Origin of the sequence: Algoriphagus sediminis, assembly GCF_030403435.1 — a bacterium.
In the GTDB taxonomy this organism is placed as follows: Bacteria; Bacteroidota; Bacteroidia; order Cytophagales; family Cyclobacteriaceae; genus Algoriphagus; species Algoriphagus sediminis.
This window is the reverse complement of record NZ_JAUEPH010000002.1, coordinates 93,424-110,040: the sequence shown is the minus strand read 5'-3', so window position 1 is coordinate 110,040 and position 16,617 is coordinate 93,424. Positions and strand designations below refer to the sequence as shown.

The following is a 16,617-nucleotide window of genomic DNA, read 5'->3' as shown; positions in this document are numbered from 1 at the left end:
ATATCTTATACTTTAGTTATTTGATTAGGATTGCCACTTTTAGTTAAAAATTCTCAAATACCCCCAAAAAATACCCATTGTAGGGTATTTTTTTTTATACATTTAGTTTAACGAAATTCATGATATTAATATTTTAGTAAACAAAACAAACTTTTATGAAAAGATTAAGCGTATCAATTTTTGCATTATTGAGTATTTTTGTAGTAGCTATTTCTTCTTGTGATCTTAATCAAGAAGAACAGCAACCACCTGAGGCAGATCTGGATTTGAGCAAGCTAGATTTGTCGGGCTTAAAGATGGATTTCACCAGAGTCATTGACCTGAATGAGCATTCACTTGAAGATATTGCTGAGGAACTTCAGGATGCACTTACAGAAGTGGATTATGAAGAAATGGCTATGCGAATGGGGTTAGCCGAAAATATGGAAGCCTATCTAGAAATGAGCTTATTGGTGGATGAAAAAGAGAATACTGCTACTCTAATTGTCACAGAGCAATTTCGTGAGAAGTCTGATGAGAATGGTAGAATTTTACAAACAGACAATGAGAAATGTGGCGGTCAGAATGGAGATGGCTGGACAGTTTTAGATAACCGATGCCTCAGTAGCGATTGTGTCGCTGCGGCAATTTTGGCGGGCGCAGATCAATTAGGTGAGCCAGGATCAGGTGAATGTTTGGATTTTAGAGTTGTCGGACTTTTAGCAGGAGCGAGAGTATGTAGGAGGAAGATATCCTGCTAAGTAAAGACTTAACTATAAAAGTCCATTGATTTCAATGGGCTTTTTTTGATCTTATCCCATTCTATTTAAGGGTATGCTGTTTGTCTTTCGGAGTTTCTATGATCCCGAACTTCTAGTGTGCATCAAATTCCTTAAATTCAAGTAAACCCAACAAGAAGAGCTATGAGTGAACTCAAAACAAAAGCCACAAACGCATCTGTTGAAGATTTTCTAAATGCAATAGAGCATCCCACCAGAAAGGCCGATGGATTGAAGCTGCTCGAGATTTTTAAGGAAGAGACTGGAATGGATGCCGTGCTCTGGGGTCCAAGTATCATTGGATTCGGAAGCTATGATTACAAGTACCCGAATGGCAAAACCATGACCTGGTTTCCTGTGGGCTATTCGCCAAGGAAAGCTTCCATCTCACTTTACCTGATGCGTAGTCATGAAGAAATGAAAGATGAGTTGGATAATTTTGGCAAGCACAAAAGAGGAAAAGGCTGTATTTATGTGAATAAACTCGTAGATATTGATGAGTCAGTGCTGCGCAAAATGATTCGTGAGACCTACCAAAAATTAGTCGGTTAATTGAATTCGAAAATCCATATTCTCAATGGGGACGCACTTGGTGACAGATTTCCTGCCACGATCCCTGGTGATAGGATTATTCTGCGGGAATGCCTCTGTTATGGTCCCACCGATCATGAAAATGAGGATGAGCTTTTTGAAAAGCGAGCCATTTTCCTGGAGAAACTAGACCCAGCCTACGATTACAGTTCTTATGTAAGACCAGAACTCAATAAACTAACTGAAATCCCTAATGATTCTGAGGTTTATTGTTGGTTTGAGGAGGATCTGTTTTGTCAGGTAAATTTTTGGTTTAGCGTCCATCAGGTCTCTAAGAGAACCCAAAATATTTCTCTAGTTCTTCCTCACTCGGATCTAATTTATGGCTTTGGAACCCTTGACAGAGATGGTCTGGAAAAAGCTTTTGCAAGAGCTCAAAAATTAAGCGAGTCTGAAATCCAAACCCTATCAAACCTTTGGAAAGCATTTTCCAGAGCTGATGTAAGTTCAGCACTTTCCATATCCAAAACCCAGAGTGAACCTCTCCCATTTCTTCTAGAGTCTGTGTTAGCATGGAAGGATAGCCTGCCATCCAGTGATTCTCAAGGAAAACCCATAGAAGCTATGCTGGAAATTTCGGCAGAGTTCGGAACTGAAGACTTTAGGAAGATCTTCCCTGTATTTCATAAAAGATACCCCATATATGGCTATGGAGATTTGATCGCCCAGGATATTTGGGAAAAGAGGAAGAAATAATCTGAAATTATTTAGTTTTTGAACTAGGGTCAAAATCAATAATTCTGCATCTCATTAATCCTGTCAATCCATTTCACTATTTTCAAAAGATGAATTGGCACGACACCTTTCCTATCTCTGAGTCTAACTCACCCATTTCATATGATTCAGGCATCCTTTGCCTGGGTTCTTGTTTTGCAGAGGTTATGGGTTCAAAACTTTTTGAAAGGAAGTTTAATGCTCTGGTGAATCCTTTTGGCACCATATTCAATCCCATCACCCTCTCGAAAACTCTACTCAATGCATTAGAAAACACCCCTCCGTCTGAGGAAGATTTGATTTCTGAAGCAGACCTTATTTTAAGTTTTGAACACCATTCAACTATTCGTGCGAAAACCCAAAAGGAGATTATTGAACTGATCCAGAGTAAAAACCAGGAATTGAAATCCTTCCTTCAGGATGCTTCTCATTTGATTCTCACCTTTGGTACGGCCTGGGTTTATGAGAAGAAAAAAACAAGAAATATCGTGGCTAATTGTCATAAACAAGCTGCTGACCTCTTCGACAAACGCTTACTTACAATTCATGAAATGACCCAAAGTTTAGAGGCATGCATTTCTAAGATTAAATCAATCAATCCTGAAATTCACATCATTTTGACCGTAAGCCCGGTCAGACATACCAAAGATGGGATTCCTGAAAACCAGCTCAGCAAAAGCCTCCTAAGGGTCCTTTGCGAGGAACTGACCCATAAGTTTCCTAATTCATTGTATTTCCCTGCCTATGAAATCATGATGGATGAGCTCAGAGATTACAGGTTTTATAAGCAGGATAGAATACATCCCAGTGAGGAGGCCGAGGACTATATCTGGTCACGATGGACAGCAGCTTGCATGAGCAAATCAACCTGCAAAAAGATGGCTGAAATTGAAAAAATAAATCTGGAGCTTGCTCATAAACCATTTAATCCTGAGACTGACAGGCACCAGCAATTTTTGAAGAACTTGCTTCAAAAGATGGAACGATTAAACTCGGAATTCGATTTTTCTCAGGAGATCAATTTGGTCAAAAATCAAATACACTTTTAGATTCATGCCTACCAACAGACTAATCAAAAGCCAAAGCCCCTACCTTCTTCAGCATGCCGAAAACCCAGTGGATTGGTACCCCTGGGGTGAAGAGGCTCTCAATCGAGCCAAAGCTGAAAATAAGCCAATTATAGTCTCTATTGGCTACTCCGCTTGTCATTGGTGTCATGTGATGGAGCATGAATCTTTTGAGGATGAAGCTACTGCTCGTCTCATGAATGAGAATTTCATTTGTGTAAAAATAGACCGGGAAGAGCGTCCTGATCTGGATAATATCTACATGGATGCCGTACAAACCATGGGGCTAAATGGAGGTTGGCCGTTAAATGTTTTTCTGATGCCTAATCAGAAACCTTTCTACGGAGGCACCTACTTCCCTAATGATAAGTGGAAAGGACTTTTATCCAATATTGCAGATGCTTTCGCAAAGCATGAAGATCAGCTGGCAGAAAGCGCAGAACAGTTTGCTTCAGCCATCGGCAGAAAGGAAATCGAGAAATACGGTATCACAAGCAATGATGCTGAATTAGACGCTGATGAGCTGACTGAAATCTATTTCAAGCTCAGTGCTCAGTTTGACGAAGAATGGGGTGGAATGAGTCGTATTCCGAAATTCCCTATGCCAAGTATCTGGAATTTTGTCCTGAATTATGGACTTCTTTCCAGATCGAGTGAAGTTCAGGATAAGGCATTTTTCACCCTCACCAAAATAGCTTGGGGAGGCATTTACGACCATCTTAGAGGAGGTTTTGCGAGATATTCGGTGGACGGTGAATGGTTTGCTCCACACTTCGAAAAAATGCTTTATGATAATGGACAGCTGCTTGAGCTTTATGCCAAAGCCTATCAAGTCAGTAAAAACCCATTATTCAAGGAGAAAGTCCTGGAGACCATAGCTTGGCTTTCTAATGAAATGCTCCAGGAAGATGGTGGTTTTCATTCGGCTCAGGATGCTGATAGCGAGGGAGAAGAAGGAAAATTTTATACCTGGAAAATGGATGAAATCAATGCTATTTTACAGGAGGATACAAACCTTGTCTCAAAGCTCTACAACTTAAAAGCTCAAGGCAATTGGGAAGCAGGGGTAAACATTCTTTTTCAAACTGAAAGCTATACAGATGTCTCTGCCGAATTAGGGATGGATGAGGATGAATTTACTCTCAAACTAGCCCAGCAAAAAGCCCAACTTTTAAAAGTTAGAAACAATAGAATCTATCCGGGAAAGGATGACAAAGTACTGAGTGGCTGGAATGCCTGGATGTCAATAGGTCTAATCAGAGCATACCATGCCACAGGAGAAAAAAAGGCACTGGAGCTGGCAGAAAGGAACCTTACTTTTATCAAAGAAAAGATGACAGAGGATGGTCAACTTTATCGCTCATTTAAAAACGGACAAAGGTATACACCTGCTTTCCTTGAAGATTATGCTACCTTGATCAAGGCAAATATAGACCTCTATCAAGCTTTAGGTAAAAACTCATGGATACTTGATGCTCAGGAATTAATGGACTTTTGTATGAATCAATTTTTTGATGAATCTGATGGCTATTTCTTTTTCAACAATCCAAAAAGTGAAAAGCTCATTGCCAATAAAAAAGAACTTTTTGACAATGTGATTCCTGCTTCGAATTCCATCATGGCAGAGAATCTTCACCGTCTCGGATTACTGGCTTACCGGGACGATTGGTCAAAGAGAAGCCTATCCATGCTTCAGGGAATAAAAGACCTGATCGTAAAGGAACCGGGCTTTTTGACCAACTGGGCAAATTTATACCTGAGCAATTTAGTGCCAAGTGCAGAGATAGTCATCATCGGAAAAGGGGCTCAAAAATTAGCTTCAGAAATTTTGGGCTCCGACCAAATGAACTTTGTCATCGCCTGGTCAGAAACTGTCACAAATGAACTCATAATCTTCGATCATAAGGTTCCTGATCAGGATGGAAATGCCTTAATTTATGTTTGCTTCGATCGGGCTTGTCAGAGACCAGTAAAAACCGCTTCGGAGGCTTTGGAACTACTACCCTATCTCGGTTGATTTTTGGAAAGTCTATTTGGAAATCTTGAACCACTGACCCACACCCCGAATAAGTTCGCGGACATCATACTACCTGTGCCCATTCCCAGGATGTTTACTTATGCCATACCCAGGGAATTTTTGGAGCAGATTTCCATCGGCTCCCGAGTGATTGTCCAATTTGGGAAGAAAAAGATCCTAACCGGAATAGTGGGGAAGGTTCATGCAAACCCTCCTTCAGCCTATGAGGCAAAGCCAATTTTTGATGTGCTAGATGAGCAGCCCAGCGTCAACCCTATGCAAATCCAGTTTTGGAGCTGGATGGCTGATTACTACTGTTGTGATCTTGGAGAAGTTATGCATGCGGCATTACCAGCAGGCTTGCGTTTGAGCAGTGAGAGCAGAATCCAGCTAAACCCGGAGTTCGATCCTGAAAACAGCCAATACCCCATCGATCCGCGAGAAAATAAAATTCTGGAGGCTCTCGAAAATGCCGGAGAAATTTCCTATTCGGATTGCGAAGTTATTCTTGAAACCAAAACCATTCTCCCCATTATAAAAAGTCTGGTTGCCAAGGAGGCCATTCTTGTCTTTGAGAAAATCCAGGAAAAGTATACTCCGAAAAAGGTGAGCAGAATTAGAATTCAACAAAAGGTACTCGAGGAAAAAGGAAAGCTTCAGGAAATCTTTGATTCTTTGGGCAAAAGCCCAAAGCAGGAATCTATTCTATTAAAATATCTGCAGGAAGTACCGGTTTTAAATCAACCTGAAAGGAATAATCGGGGTATAGAAAAGTCAAAACTACTGTCGGAAGGAGATTCCCCCAGCTCACTGAAAACACTTATCAAAAACGGGATTTTCGAAGCCTTCGAAGAGATAGTCAGTCGGATTGATTCCATAGAAGCAACCCGTGAATCCGTGGAGCTTTCGAGTGAGCAAAAAAGGGCCCTATCCGAAATCAAGGATCATTTTGAAGACAAGCAAACAGTTTTGCTTCAGGGGATCACTGGAAGCGGCAAAACTGAGATTTATGTAAAGCTAATTCAGGAAGCAATTGAAAGTGGGTCACAAGCTCTGCTCCTACTGCCGGAAATAGCACTGACCACTCAGATCGTATCCAGGCTTAAGCAAGTGTTCGGAGACCGAATGGGAGTTTATCATTCCAAATATTCGGACAATGAACGTGTGGAAGTTTGGAATGGAGTGATTCAGGGGCGGTTTCCATTTGTGGTTGGGGTTCGCTCCTCGCTTTTCCTTCCTTTTGATAGCCTGGGGCTAATCATCGTGGATGAAGAGCACGAGGCAAGCTATAAGCAATTTGACCCTGCACCTCGTTTTCAGGCAAGGGATTCCGCCATCATGCTTTCCTATTTCCATCAGGCAAAGACAATTTTGGGATCTGCCACTCCATCTTTTGAATCCTATTCAAATGCTAGAAACGGGAAATATGGTCATGTGATTTTGGATAAAAGATATAAAGATGCAAAGCTCCCTGATTTTCATCTTTCCAGCCTGAGTGAAGACAAGCGAAAGAACCTACTGAAGCTGGACACCACCAGACTACTTCGCGAAAAAATACAGCAGGCCCTGGACAGTAACCAACAAGTACTGATCTTTCAAAATCGGCGGGGCTACTCTCCATATATCCAATGTGAATCCTGCGGCTGGACCGGTCAATGCATTCAGTGCGATGTGAGCCTGACCTATCACCAATTCACCTCAGAGCTCAGATGTCATTACTGTGGCTACAAAGAAGAGGTGCCAACTGCCTGCCCGCAGTGTGGAAGTGGAGATTTGAAAACTATGGGTATGGGCACGGAGCAAATTGAAGAATCGCTAAGTCTTTTATTTCCAGAGGCCAGGATTGGTAGGATGGATTTGGATACTACCCGCAGCAAACATGGCTACCAAAGAATACTAGATGAATTTGCCCATGGGCACTTGGATATACTGGTGGGAACCCAGATGATTTCCAAGGGGTTGGATTTTGAACGGGTAACGGTAGTCGGTATTTGGGATGGAGACAGAATTCTGAATTTTCCTGATTTCCGTTCGGGAGAGCGGGCTTTTCAGCAAATCACTCAGGTGGCAGGGAGAGCAGGAAGAGGAAACGCAAAGGGTGATGTAATTATTCAATCCAGAAAGCCGGATCAACACATCTATGATCAGATCATCAAGGGAGATTTTGATGAGTTCTACTTGCAGGAAATGCATGACAGAAAGCAATTTTTCTATCCACCCTACGTCAAATTAATCAAAATCACGGCTCGGCACCAAGACTATAAAACGGCGGAACAAGGGGCCATATTCCTGCATAACAAGATGAGTCAGATTGATGCCAAGAAGATTCTTTTGGGACCGGAAAAAGCTTTGATAGGAAAGATAAAAAATCAATATCAGTTCGAAACATTGATCAAGCTGGATCGCTCTGGAGCCATACAGAATCATTTTAAGAAAGAGTTGAGACGAATAATCGACCAGATCAAAATTGACTCTCCCTACAAATCCGTTCGATACGTGATCGATGTGGATCCAAACTAGGGTTTTCCCAAATACTGATTCACTAAAAATCCTCGATGAAAAGTCTATCGTGCTTGAATTTTTTCGGAAAAGCTTCAAAAATATGCATTTTCGTAATGTTGGCAGTTTCAAGTTAGAAACTGATAAGATTATTTACTTAATGCCACTCCCTCTTTAAAATAGGGATAAAAGGGCCGAAAGAAATTGGCACGAATACTATTCAGCATTCGGAGTAATCATATCTAAATAACTGCGTATATTATACTTTCAGGAGATATATACGTAACTTTTTACTTTATCGAGTATGATTTCTTCCCCAATAGAAATTCGGGTATTAGGAAGAAAAATCTTCCTGAAAATGCCCAAAAACGATACTGACATCCATTTTGTGAAAGGCATCTTATATTCCAGATGGAATCAGACTAAGATAGTATGGGAGGTGCCAAACTATCCAGGAAATTTAGAGAAACTAGTTGCTCATTTCGGAGATCGGATTTCTTTGATAACAAAAGACGAGAAGATCATAACAGGGCATACAAACAAGTCAATTGTGGCAAAAAATGAGGTTTTGATAATCAAAACTCAAACCAAAAGACTTAGGCTTCTTTTTGGCTTTATACCAGAGCTGATCAAGCAAGTCAAAACAATCCCCTACGCGAACTGGGACGGGAAAAACAAGTGGTGGACAATCCCTTTTAGCGAACAATTCTTAGAAGAAATCAATCAAGTGGCTGAAAGACTGAACCTAAAAATCATTTATGAAATTGAGACCAAAAAAGAACAAGGAATTAAAAAGCTAAAGTCAAGCGAAACCGCCTTTTATAAATCATGTCCAGCTGACTATGTAAATAAACTAACCGAACTTCGTTACAGTGCAAATACGGCAAAGAGCTATATTCCCCTTTTTGAAGAGTTTATCAATCATTTTCCAACCGAAGATTTAGACACACTGAATGACAAACATGTGATGGAATTTTCAAGATTTCTAGTCACAGAGCGGAAGGTTTCCACCTCTTATCAAAATCAAGCGATCAATGCTATCAAATTTTACTTTGAGAAAGTATTAGGAGGGAAAAGAAAATTGTACTTTGTGGAGCGTCCCAGAAAGGAGCAAGTTCTGCCGACGGTATGCAGCGTAGAAGAAATCCAAAAAATCCTTTCCAGTGTGAAAAACATTAAACACAAGGCTATTTTGAGCGTGATTTATTCTGCTGGTTTAAGAATCAGTGAAGTCATAAATCTTCCCATAAAGGCCATAGATTCAGGTAGAATGCAAATCCATATCAAAAACGCCAAAGGCAACAAAGACAGGTACACTATCCTGTCCAAAAAGGTCTTGGAACTTTTGAGAGTATATTTTAAGAAAGAACAGCCCCATTATTGGCTATTTGAGGGAATGGGAAGTACAAAAGAAAATCCAGTGCAATACTCAACTCGGAGTATTCAAAGTATCTTGAAGGCCGCCTTAAAAAAAGCAGGAATAAAAAAGCATGTGACGGTGCATACCTTACGCCACAGTTTTGCGACCCATTTGCTTGAGAATGGGACTGATCTCAGGTATATTCAGAGTCTTCTTGGGCATAGTAATCCGAAAACCACGGAGATCTACACCCACATCACTACCAAAGGATTTAATCAGATCATCAGTCCCTTGGATAAATTAGATATATAAAAAATATACGCAACCAGTTGCGTATAGCAACTCGTTGTGCCCCATTTGAAGAAAGACAAAATCAAGTCTTGATAACTTGGACTGACCGACCTTTTAATTGGTCTGAACATTAGGTAAATTTGAGAAGCAAAAAGATTTCGACACAATGAAGGTAGAAGAACCAATTGAAGAGATAATAAATGAACTTTACAAGTCTGAATCACAAATGATTAAGGGCGACACCTTTAAGACCCTAAAAACATTTGAAGACGGTAAATTCGACCTCGTAATTACTTCACCTCCCTACAATGTTGGTAAAGAGTACGAGACAAAAAAATCCATAGAGAAGTATTTAGAAGAACAGGAAGCTGTTATTGAAGAACTCGTTCGAGTTACTTCTGAAAAAGGAAGTATCTGTTGGCAGGTAGGAAATTACGTTGACAAGGGTGAGATTTTTCCACTCGACATTTTTTATTACCAAATCTTCAAGAAGCACGGTATGAAATTGCGAAACAGGATTGTTTGGCATTTTGGTCATGGGCTTCATGCGTCCAATAGATTTTCAGGACGTTATGAAACTATTTTGTGGTTTTCAAAAACAGATGACTACATATTCAACCTTGATGATGTAAGAGTTCCTGCAAAGTACCCAGGAAAAAGGCACTTTAAAGGGCCAAACAAAGGAAAACTATCAGGAAATCCGAAAGGAAAGAATCCTTCGGACATTTGGGAAATTGTGATCAAAGATTGGGAGAAAGGACTTTGGGACATTCCGAACGTAAAATCTAATCACCCAGAAAAAACAGAACACCCTTGTCAGTATCCAGTAGAGCTTGTAGAAAGATGCATTTTAGCCCTGACTGACAAGAATAGTTGGGTGCTTGATCCATATGCAGGTGTAGGCTCTGCCATGCTTGCCTCTTTGAAAAATGACCGTAATTCAATTGGAATAGAACGTGAGCCAAAATATGTTTCGACTGCCGAGCAAAGGATAAAAGACTTAAAAGAAGGAACGTTGAAATTACGACCAATCAACAAACCAATTCATAAGCCTAAGGCAAACGATAAAATCGCAAAAATGCCAAAGGAATGGCAGGAAAACTCATTGTTCAACGGTAACGGCAAGCATTAATGAAAATAGCACAGACCTATTCACACCTAAATGGAGAAGAATACTTTATAGTTCACCATAACAAGCTCTACAAAGAAATAAAGTCGGTTATCTCTAACATTGACGCTAGCAAATTCAGGACAAAGGTTAGCAAAGAGAAAACCATGAAAGGCAATAAACTCTTTAGTCCAGTTGACCTCAATAAAGAATTTGACCGTCAATTCCAAAAACTCGGTTGGAGCGAAAGTAGATACTCCTACTATATCACGCTTGACAGGGAACTCATGGACAAGAGTGTTTTAATGCCGACCAAAGAGCAAAAGCAATTTCTGATTGATAACGGTGAAAAATCTCCAATTTTCAGCTACAACCAAACCGACTTTGTAAAGGACAAAATTGCCGTTGAAGTTCAATTTGGTAAGTACTCCTTTGTTGCATATGACCTCTTTGTAAAGCACATGCTATTTTATTCAGGTGGTGTCATAAACCTTGGAATCGAAATCTTACCGACCAAAAAGATGCAGTCTCAAATGTCCTCGGGAGTTGCATATTACGAAGGTGAAGTTTACAACGTAATGAGACAAGGTCGAAACAGTCCACCAGTTCCACTTTTGATTTTGGGAATAGAACCATAAAAAAGAAAAAAAACGGGGCACAACAACGCATATAGTGCATACCCTGCGGGATACGCACCATATGCAAACCGTTGTAACCAATTGACGTAAAGATGACGTTAACTTGACGTAATCAGTAAATATGTTTCCAATTTACATTTGCTGAAACAATAAATAACATTTAAAATGGAAACAAAAAATTTAGCACAAAAGTTAAAAGAATTTAGAACAATCAGAGGAATGTCTCAAGAATATTTGGCTGAAGAATCTAGAGTAAGTTTAAGAACAATCCAAAGAATTGAGAACAACGAATCTGAACCAACTGGAGAAACGGTTAAAAGAATTGCTAATGCTTTAGATGTACAATTAACAGAACTGACGGATTCTAATTTAGTTGCAGAAACAAACGATTTAAAGGCAACCATAATTTATCTAAAAAAGCAACTTTCTAAAACCAAGGAGAAGTCGGAAATCAAAACTTTTGAAAAATTCATCGGACTATTGGATAGATTAAAGGAAAAAGATTTAAGCATCGAACAGAAAAAAGTAATTGAAAGTTATATTCAATATTTGGAACTCGAAAAAATTCCATCGTTCAGTAACGAAATTTACAAGCAGAAACTAACAAAATTTAAAAAACACTTAAAAAACAATTTAGGATTTGTTCCTAAAAACTATTACACAACTTGGACAGCTAGTTTCGGAATTGCATTCGCTACAGCTTTTGCTGTTCAGAGAAATATAGATGTTTACATTAAAATTGGTGTGATTTCTGTTGCTTTATTACTAATTGGAGTTGCAATGATGATAGATTTGAAAATTAAAAGACAAAATCGTTCATTTAGCTTCTAATAACAACTGGTTACAACAACGTGTAAGCGCAATAACGGCTGAATTTCCTAATCGGAAATTCAACTCGTTTTGCTAAATTAGGTGCGTCAGCAGAAAGTACTTGCGCACTTTCCCGTTACTGACGCTTACACAAAACAGTTGTATGCCATGCTGAAAAAGCCGACCGCACAAATAGCACATTTGGTTTTTGCCGACACGCAGACCAACGCAGAAAAACCAAAAGAGCTATTTTTTGCCAACGCTGACTAATAAGAAATTGAAGAATGAAAAATGAAGCTCATGCAAGAATTAAAATAAACCAACTGCTCGAAGAAGCGGGATGGAGATTCTTTGACAATGAGGAAGGGAAAGCAAACATTCTGCTTGAAAACCATGTGAAGATTACCCAAAAGGAAATTGACGCTTGGGGAAATGATTATGAAAAGACTAAAAATGGTTCGCTTGACTTTCTATTAGTTGACACCAACAATAAACCAATTTGCGTATTAGAAGCAAAAAAGGAAAGCCTGCACCCTCTTGTTGCCAAAGAACAGGCAAGAAAATACGCCAAGACCGTTGATGCTCAATATGTGATTTTATCCAATGGCATCGTCCACTACTTTTGGGATGTTACCAAAGGAAATCCAAAACCAATTTACAAGTTTCCTTCACCTTCTGAAATCGGTGCAATTAAAGCATGGAATCCTGACAGAAATGCTTTAGCAAATGAAAAAGTGGCTATTGACTATATCGCTTCCATTCAAATGCCTGACTATGCAGAGCGACCTGAATGGAAAGGAACACCAGAAGCCAGTAAAGACTTTGTTTGGACAAACGGACTTAGATTTTTAAGACACTACCAGCTCAAAGCCATTGAAGCTTTGCAAAAGGCAGTTGCGAATGGTAAAGACCGTTTCCTTTTTGAAATGGCAACAGGAACAGGAAAAACCTTGACTTCTGCTGCTGTAATTCGATTATTTCTAAGAACACAAAACGCAAGGCGTGTTTTGTTTTTGGTTGACCGTTTGGAATTGGAAGACCAAGCTTGGAAAGCATTTACCCAATATCTCAAACCTGATTACAGCACTTTCATTTACAAAGAACATAAAAGCGATTGGCACAAAGCCGACATTGTGGTTACTACCATTCAATCGTTGATGTTCAATGACAAATACCGCTACGATTTTTCGCCAACGGATTTTGACTTGATTATTTCGGACGAGAGCCACCGCTCTATCTCAGGAAACGCCAGAGCGGTTTTTGAATATTTCCATGGCTACAAATTAGGTTTGACAGCAACACCAAGAGATTATCTAAAAGGTGTTGACCCTGAAAAGGTAAAAGAAAACGACCCGAGAGAAATAGAACGAAGAATGTTGCGAGATACCTACTCAACCTTCGGTTGTGAAGGTGGAGACCCAACTTTCCGTTACTCGCTTTTGGATGGTGTGAAAGACGGTTATCTCATCAATCCAAAAGTTTTAGATGCCCGAACTGAAATCACCACTCAATTGCTTTCTGACGAAGGTTATGCAGTTGCAGTAACCACCGAAGAAGGTGAAGAAAATGAAAACTTTGTTTCGCGTGATTTTGAAAAGAAGTTCTTTTCAGAAAAGACAAACAGCGTTTTCTGCCAAACATTTTTAGAAAATGCTTTGCGTGACCCGATAACTAATGAAATTGGTAAGACCATCATTTTTGCAGTGAGTCAAAACCATGCTCGTAAGCTCACAGAAATCCTCAATGAATTTGCTGAACAACTTTATCCAGGCAAATACAATTCTGATTTTGCGGTTCAGGTAACATCCCAAGTTGGTGATGCTCAACAAATGACCATCAATTTTACCAACAACAACTTAAGCGGAAAAACAACTTGGTTAGAAGGTTACAAATCTTGTAAGACAAGAGTTTGCGTAACCGTGGGCATGATGACTACAGGATATGATTGCCCTGATTTACTAAACATCTGCATGATGCGACCAATTTTCAGTCCTGCGGATTTCGTGCAGATAAAAGGTAGAGGTACTCGCAAAAACACCTTTGAATACACTTTCAAAAACGAGCTGAACGAAGAAGAAACCCAAAGACATGAAAAGGAAGTTTTCAAACTCTTTGACTTCTTTGCCAACTGCGAATACTTTGAAGAGAAATTCGACTATGACGAAAAACTAAAACTGCCCAAACCTAAAAAAGGTGGCGGTGAAGGTGGTGGCGGTGGAATCGACATTGATAAATACACCAGTTATCGTCCTGACCCATTGGCAACTTTAAATGAAGAACAGATTGGTTATGAAGGGATGAAGATTGACCGCAAGCTGTTCAAGAAATTTGAAGACCGCATCATCATGGATGACATCATTAAGAAACATGTGGAACTTGGAAATTGGGAGCATGTCGTAAGCCATATCCAACATGAGATTTTCGACAAGCCCGAAGAATACTTTAACCTTGAGAAAATCAGAAAAGCAGCCAAGATTGACCGCAAGGTTTCCATTCGTGAAGTGGTAGAAAAGATTTTTGGAATCATTCCAAAATTCAAATCAAAAGATGAATTGCTCGAAGAAGAGTTTGACAAATTTATTTCCATTTATCCACCTGAGGAAGATGTAAATGTGAGAGCCTTGAAATATTTTTTTAAAGCATATATCGTTGACCAAGATATTCGGAAAATAATTTCTTCAAAAGATTTCCATGCCTTGCAAACACACCCAACACTTACCATTTCTCAATTCAAAGAAGTGGCAGCCAAATACCGTAAAGTGATACCGGTTTACATAAAAGATTACGTGAATTTAGAACGATTCGCTGCTTAAACAATAGAATATATGTTAGATACATCAACAAAAAAAAGAATAGACGATTGTCGAGATATTTTAGTCGGTAAGCTACCTGACCCAAAATCACAAATTGAGCAAATTACCATTGGATTGATTTACAAATTCATGGATGACATGGACAAGGAAGCCATAGAATTAGGTGCTTCGGCAAAGTTCTTTTCAGGTGATTATGAAAAGTACGCTTGGGACAGACTTTTTGATACCAAGGTAACAGCTTCTGAAATGCTAAATCTATATTCTGAAGCTATTGAAAGCATGGAAAAAAATCCAAATATTCCACAATTATTCAGAAACATTTTTAAAAACGCCTATTTACCGTATAAAGACCCAGAAACTTTAAAACTTTTCTTGAAAACTATAGATTTCTTTGAGTATTCTCATAGTGAAAAATTGGGCGATGCTTTTGAGTATTTACTTTCAGTAATGGGCAGTCAAGGTGATGCTGGGCAATTTAGAACACCTCGTCACATAATAGAATTTCTTGTTCAAGTTGTTGAACCAGACAAGAATGACAAAATATTAGACCCTTCTTGCGGTACAGCTGGTTTCCTTGTTTCTGCTTACAAGTTTATTAAAGAACAAAATAAAGATGGTTTTACACCTGATGAGCAAAATAAACTTTTAAAGAATTTTGTTGGGTATGACATCTCACCAGATATGGTTCGTTTAAGCTTAGTTAATCTATACTTGCATGGCTTTATTGACCCTCACATTTTCGAGTATGATACATTGACAGATGAAAGCCGATGGAATGAAAACTACGATACAATTTTAGCTAATCCGCCATTTATGACCCCAAAAGGTGGTATTCGACCTCATAAAAAGTTTACAATAAAAAGTAGCAGGTCGGAAGCTTTATTTGTTGACTATATTATTGAACATATCACACCTAAAGGAAAAGGAGGAATAATAATTCCTGACGGTATTGTCAACAATAGTTCATACACTACATTACGAGAATTATTAATTGACAATGGACTTTACTGTGTTGTTTCACTTCATCAAGATGTGTTTAGACCATACGCAGGTGCAAAAACGTCAATACTCTTTTTTGATAAATCAATTTCTGGTAGAAAAGGAAACATACTTTTTATAGATATCGAAAATGATGGACACCAAAGAGGTTCACAGCGTTACAAAATAGATAAAGATGACTTACCTTTTGCTATTGAATTAATAAAACAATTCAAAACATCAAATAAGGCTCTAGAAGTTAACCCCAAAGATTACGATTTCAACGCGAGAAGCATCAACATTTTTGATTTAGATGAAAAGGTTTATCCACATTACAAGCAAAATCTAACTTTGTTTGCAAATACATATATCTTCAAAAATAGTTCAACTGAATCTGCAAATAGATTGCGTATTAAAGACTTATTCAAAATTGAAAAAGGCACTTTACAAAGCACCAAGGCAGAACCTGGGGAATTCAGATTCATTACGGCATCAGATGAACTACTTACCCATGAAGAATATACTCATGAGTGTGAAGCAATAATTATTGCAGTAGCTGCAGGAGGTTCACTTGGAAAAGTACATTATGCGAATGAAAAATTCATAGCAAGTGATTTATGCTTAATCCTTACCCCAAAAAACAAAAAGACCAATGTACTTTTCTATTCTTATTATTTTAAAAACATTCGGTCACTACTCGTTAAAAGCCTAGCAAAAGGTGTTGGCAAACAATCTATTAATAAAACAGATTTTGAAAATTTTTATATCGATAATTTTAATAAGGATATTCAAAGCGAGATGGGAATTACAATCTTAAATTCAAAGGAGAAGATTATACAACATCAAAAAATAATTAATGAACTTGAGGAAAGTATGATTAATCAAATTGAATTAATAAAGAATGATAACTTATTTGCCAAAATATAAAGTCACACACATTGCCAAGCCGCTTATGCCAACGCTCAATCCAAAG

Annotated in this window: 13 protein-coding genes; all 13 read left to right on the top strand. The window is 38.8% G+C overall.

Translation table 11 applies throughout. The features are described 5' to 3' along the window. Positions 1 to 155 precede the first annotated feature (155 nt). Positions 156 to 740, top strand: coding sequence for a hypothetical protein (locus QVH07_RS03710; RefSeq protein ID WP_289998799.1), 585 nt, complete (start codon positions 156 to 158; stop codon positions 738 to 740). Between the two features lie 162 nt (positions 741 to 902). Beyond that, positions 903 to 1,310, top strand: coding sequence for a DUF1801 domain-containing protein (locus QVH07_RS03705; RefSeq protein ID WP_289998798.1), 408 nt, complete (start codon positions 903 to 905; stop codon positions 1,308 to 1,310). After that, positions 1,311 to 2,045: a DUF1835 domain-containing protein gene (locus QVH07_RS03700; RefSeq protein ID WP_289998797.1), complete on the top strand. Its 735-nt coding sequence runs from the start codon at positions 1,311 to 1,313 to the stop codon at positions 2,043 to 2,045. It begins immediately after the preceding gene. Between the two features lie 89 nt (positions 2,046 to 2,134). Further along, on the top strand, positions 2,135 to 3,112 hold the full coding sequence (locus QVH07_RS03695; RefSeq protein ID WP_289998796.1) for a GSCFA domain-containing protein: 978 nt from the start codon (positions 2,135 to 2,137) through the stop codon (positions 3,110 to 3,112). Between the two features lie 4 nt (positions 3,113 to 3,116). Beyond that, positions 3,117 to 5,147: a thioredoxin domain-containing protein gene (locus QVH07_RS03690; RefSeq protein WP_289998795.1), complete on the top strand. Its 2,031-nt coding sequence runs from the start codon at positions 3,117 to 3,119 to the stop codon at positions 5,145 to 5,147. Positions 5,148 to 5,150: 3 nt separating this feature from the next. After that, complete coding sequence (priA, locus tag QVH07_RS03685) at positions 5,151 to 7,667, top strand: replication restart helicase PriA (protein WP_289998794.1); 2,517 nt, start codon at positions 5,151 to 5,153, stop codon at positions 7,665 to 7,667. A 283-nt stretch (positions 7,668 to 7,950) separates the two neighbouring features. Further along, positions 7,951 to 9,318 carry a tyrosine-type recombinase/integrase gene (locus tag QVH07_RS03680; protein ID WP_289998793.1) on the top strand — a complete coding sequence of 456 codons (1,368 nt, stop codon included), beginning with the start codon at positions 7,951 to 7,953 and terminating at the stop codon, positions 9,316 to 9,318. Between the two features lie 145 nt (positions 9,319 to 9,463). Further along, complete coding sequence (locus tag QVH07_RS03675) at positions 9,464 to 10,429, top strand: DNA-methyltransferase (protein ID WP_289998792.1); 966 nt, start codon at positions 9,464 to 9,466, stop codon at positions 10,427 to 10,429. Continuing rightward, positions 10,429 to 11,043 carry a BglII/BstYI family type II restriction endonuclease gene (locus QVH07_RS03670; RefSeq protein ID WP_289998791.1) on the top strand — a complete coding sequence of 205 codons (615 nt, stop codon included), beginning with the start codon at positions 10,429 to 10,431 and terminating at the stop codon, positions 11,041 to 11,043. Before QVH07_RS03675 ends, QVH07_RS03670 begins: the two co-directional genes overlap by 1 nt. Positions 11,044 to 11,208: 165 nt before the next feature. Beyond that, positions 11,209 to 11,874: a helix-turn-helix domain-containing protein gene (locus QVH07_RS03665; RefSeq protein WP_289998790.1), complete on the top strand. Its 666-nt coding sequence runs from the start codon at positions 11,209 to 11,211 to the stop codon at positions 11,872 to 11,874. Positions 11,875 to 11,955: 81 nt separating this feature from the next. After that, positions 11,956 to 12,123, top strand: coding sequence for a hypothetical protein (locus QVH07_RS03660; protein ID WP_289998789.1), 168 nt, complete (start codon positions 11,956 to 11,958; stop codon positions 12,121 to 12,123). A 14-nt stretch (positions 12,124 to 12,137) separates the two neighbouring features. After that, on the top strand, positions 12,138 to 14,666 hold the full coding sequence (locus QVH07_RS03655) for a DEAD/DEAH box helicase family protein (protein WP_289998788.1): 2,529 nt from the start codon (positions 12,138 to 12,140) through the stop codon (positions 14,664 to 14,666). Positions 14,667 to 14,678: 12 nt separating this feature from the next. Beyond that, positions 14,679 to 16,571: an N-6 DNA methylase gene (locus QVH07_RS03650; RefSeq protein ID WP_289998787.1), complete on the top strand. Its 1,893-nt coding sequence runs from the start codon at positions 14,679 to 14,681 to the stop codon at positions 16,569 to 16,571. The last annotated feature ends 46 nt before the right edge of the window (positions 16,572 to 16,617 follow it).